Raw genomic sequence first — 393 nt, forward strand, 5'->3', positions numbered from 1 at the left:
GGCTTTTTTATCCAATTTACCATTCGCATTTAACGGCAAGTCAGCCAAGATAATAAAGCGACTCGGTATCATGTAATCGGGTAAGCGGGCTGATAAGGCCTCTTTGATATGAGTGATGTTTAGCGTTTGGTTGTCTGTTTTATGGTCTTTGTTATCGTCCTTGTTATGGCCTTCGGCTACCACAAATCCATACAGCTGCGCTCTATCATCTTGCGACTCAACAAGTACCGCTGCATCTGACACCGCATCAAGGGCAAGCAGATGTTGTTTGATTTCATTTAATTCAACACGATACCCTCGTATTTTAACTTGCTCATCAACTCGACCAATAAACTCAAATTCACCCGACTGGGTTTGCTTAACCGCATCACCGGTTCGGTATAAACGCTCACC

At 43.8% G+C, this 393-nt stretch carries 1 pseudogene; it reads right to left on the bottom strand.

Annotated features, from left to right (window positions below):
* Nucleotides 1-393: pseudogene (locus tag J3L16_RS16025) on the bottom strand (non-ribosomal peptide synthetase); the annotation flags it as partial.

Origin of the sequence: Alteromonas sp. 5E99-2, assembly GCF_017368475.1 — a bacterium.
GTDB lineage: Bacteria > Pseudomonadota > Gammaproteobacteria > Enterobacterales > Alteromonadaceae > Alteromonas_F.